Here is a 2,994-nt window from a genome sequence, read left to right as displayed (position 1 = left end):
CGGGATGGCCGACCGGTTCCGGCGGCGCCGCCCGGGGGTGCCCGATCAGCTCCGCGTGCGCCGCCGCGGCCCTTCCCGCGCGACCGCCGACGACCAAGCCCTCCAGGAGGCTGTTGGACGCCAGCCGGTTGGCGCCGTGCATCCCGGTCCGAGCGACCTCGCCGGCGGCGTAAAGCCCGGGCAGCTCGGTTTGTCCGTGCACATCGGTGACCACGCCGCCGCAGCTGTAGTGCGCACCGGGAATCACCGGGATGGGTTGACGGACCGGGTTGATGCCGGCTTTTCGGCACGCGGCGGTGACGGTCGGGAAGCGGTGTTCGAAATCGGCGATGCTGCGGGCATCGAGGTAAACACACGGGTCGCCGGTTGCCCGTAGCCGGGCGTCGATAGCAGCCGCCACCACATCGCGTGGCGCCAGATCGCCCATCGGGTGCACGCCTGCAGTCACCGAATTGCCTTGGCTGTCAACCAAAACCGCGCCCTCGCCGCGGATGGCTTCGGTGACCAGCGGTCGGCGATTGCCGGCCGTCCGGTCGGCATCGGGTCTGTAGAGCATGGTCGGATGGAATTGGATGAACTCGATGTCGCTCACCGCGACACCGGCCCACAGCGCCAAGGCGATCCCGTCTCCGGTGGAGCCGTCAGGATTGGTGGTCGCGCCGTAGAGGTGTCCTAGCCCGCCGGTGGCCAAGATCACCGAGGGCGCGCGAACGATGCCGATGCCGTCGGCATTGGCGACCAGCACACCGGTCACGGAATCGATCCCCGAACTCGCGTCGTGCAGCAAGCCGACGGCGGCGTGGTTGATGCGGATATCCAGCGCGGCTGCCGCATGGTCGAGCGCCCGCTGCACCTCGGCTCCGGTTGCATCGCCGTTGGCGTGCACGATGCGCCGCCGCGAATGGCCGCCTTCGCGGCTCAGCGCCCACCCGCCAACCGCCATCTCGTCGAATCGTGCTCCGTCGCTTACTAATTCGGTCACCGCCCGGTAACCGTCAGCGACTATCGACGTCACCGCGTCGGCGTCACAAAGACCGGCGCCGGCGGCCAGCGTATCGGCGACGTGCGCGTCGACGGAGTCGTCGGTATCCGGCAGCACCACCGCGATTCCGCCCTGGGCGTAGTGGGTGGCCGTCACGCCCGACCTGCGGCCCGCCTTGCTGAGCACGACGACCCGGCGTCCGGCCCGGTGGGCAGCCAGCGCAGCGGCCAGGCCGGCGACCCCGGTGCCGATGACCACCACGTCGGCCCGTTGCTGCCAGGCCGGACGGATGCTCATTCGCCGCCGCCGGGCTGGCCGATCGCAATCATCCGCTGCACGCTTTGCCGCGCCAGCCGGGCAATCTGCGCATCAACATGGACTTCGTCGGCGCCCTCGACCAGGCAGCGCAACAGCGCCGCGGGGGTGATCATCTTCATGTACTTGCACGTCGCGCGGTCATTGACCGCGCGAAAGTCGACGCCGGGCGCGGCATTGCGCAGCTGATACAACATCCCGACCTCGGTGGCGACCAGCACCTGGCGGGCGTGGGTGGCCCGCGCGGCGTCCAGCATGCCGCCGGTCGACAGGATCTTCACCCGCTCCTCCGGGAAGGCGCCCTCGCCGGCGAGGTACAGCGCCGACGTCGCGCAGCCGCACTCCGGGTGGACGAACAATTCGGCGTCCGGATGCTTGCGGGCCTGATCGGTGAGCTCCTCACCGTTGATCCCGGCGTGCACGTGACACTCGCCGGCCCACACGTGCAGGTTCGCCCTACCCGTCACCCGCCGTACGTGCGCCCCGAGGAACTGGTCGGGGCAAAACAGCACCTCGCGCTCCGCGTCGATGGAGGCGACCACGTCGACCGCGTTTGAGGAAGTGCAGCAGATGTCGGTGAGCGCCTTCACCGCCGCGGTGGTGTTGACGTAGGACACAACGACGGCGCCGGGGTGTTCGTCCTTCCAGGCCTGCAGATCCGCGGGCGTGATCGAGTCGGCCAGCGAGCAGCCCGCCCGCTGGTCGGGGATCAGCACCGTCTTGTCCGGGCTGAGGATTTTCGCGGTCTCCGCCATGAAGTGCACGCCGCAGAACACGATGGTTTCTTCGGGCGCCTCGGCAGCAATCCGCGACAGCGCCAGCGAGTCACCGACGTGATCGGCGACATCCTGGATGGCCGGCAGCTGGTAGTTATGCGCCAAAATCGTGGCGTTGCGCAGCTCGGCCAGCCGGCGAATCTCGGCGGCCCATCGTTCGTCGCCCTCGACACCCGCGTAACCGTTGGGAGAGCTCGTGATAGCCGCGGCCAGGTCGTTTTCCAGGTGATCCGTGCGATTCAGGACCGTCATGGCCGTTCCTTTCGCCCCCGACCCGGTTTTCGACTTATAATCGAAAACATGGCACATGGTAGCACTGCTCACGAAGTGCTCGCCGTCGTATTCCAGGTTCGCGGCCTAGGCTCCGGGCCAAAGACCCAGAAACCCCAGCTCAGCGTCCTGCTGTGGCAACGCGCCCGCGATCCGCAGCGCGGTGCGTGGTCGTTGCCCGGCGGACGGCTACGCCACGATGAAGACATGACGACGTCGGTACGACGTCAACTGGCCGAGAAGGTCGACCTGCGGGAAGTGGCCCACCTGGAGCAGCTCGCGGTGTTCTCCGATCCCGACCGGGTGCCCGGCACGCGCACGATCGCGTCGACCTTTCTAGGCCTGGTGCCCTCCCCCGCCACCCCGGAGCTGCCGCCCGACACCAGCTGGCATCCGGTCACCGCACTGCCGACAATGGCGTTCGACCACGGCCCGATGGTCGCCCACGCCCGCACCCGGCTGGTCGCCAAGATGTCCTACACGAACATCGGATTTGCCTTGGCGCCAACCGAATTCGCGCTGTCGGCGCTGCGTGACATTTACAGCGCCGCGTTGGGGCATCAGGTCGACACGACGAATCTGCAGCGCGTGCTGGCCCGTCGTGGCGTCATCACCGCGACCGGCACCGTCGTACAGTCCGGGCGCAGCGGC

3 protein-coding genes are annotated in these 2,994 nt (G+C 68.4%); 1 reads left to right on the top strand and 2 read right to left on the bottom strand.

Annotated features, from left to right (window positions below; genetic code table 11):
* On the bottom strand, positions 1 to 1,279 hold a 1,279-nt coding region (locus tag WAN71_RS19280; RefSeq protein ID WP_422226864.1), incomplete at its 3' end, for an L-aspartate oxidase.
* Positions 1,276 to 2,325 (bottom strand): quinolinate synthase NadA, encoded by a 1,050-nt coding sequence (gene nadA / locus WAN71_RS19275; RefSeq protein WP_422226863.1) that lies wholly within the window; start codon positions 2,323 to 2,325, stop codon positions 1,276 to 1,278. The genes WAN71_RS19280 and nadA, both read right to left, overlap by 4 nt.
* 48 nt (positions 2,326 to 2,373) lie before the next feature.
* Here nadA and WAN71_RS19270 point away from each other — a divergent pair.
* Positions 2,374 to 2,994: NUDIX hydrolase (locus WAN71_RS19270; RefSeq protein WP_422226862.1), on the top strand; the 621-nt coding region annotated here is incomplete at its 3' end.

This window comes from Mycobacterium sp. (genome assembly GCF_049280035.1).
Classification (GTDB): Bacteria; Actinomycetota; Actinomycetes; order Mycobacteriales; family Mycobacteriaceae; genus Mycobacterium.
Note: the sequence above shows the minus strand (reverse complement) of the source record. Positions and strands in the feature narration are given on the sequence as shown.

Coding starts and splice junctions, on each gene's coding strand:
- nadA (WP_422226863.1), bottom strand. CDS start 2,325: ATGACGGTCCTGAATCGCACGGATCACCTGGAAAACGACCTGGCCGCG.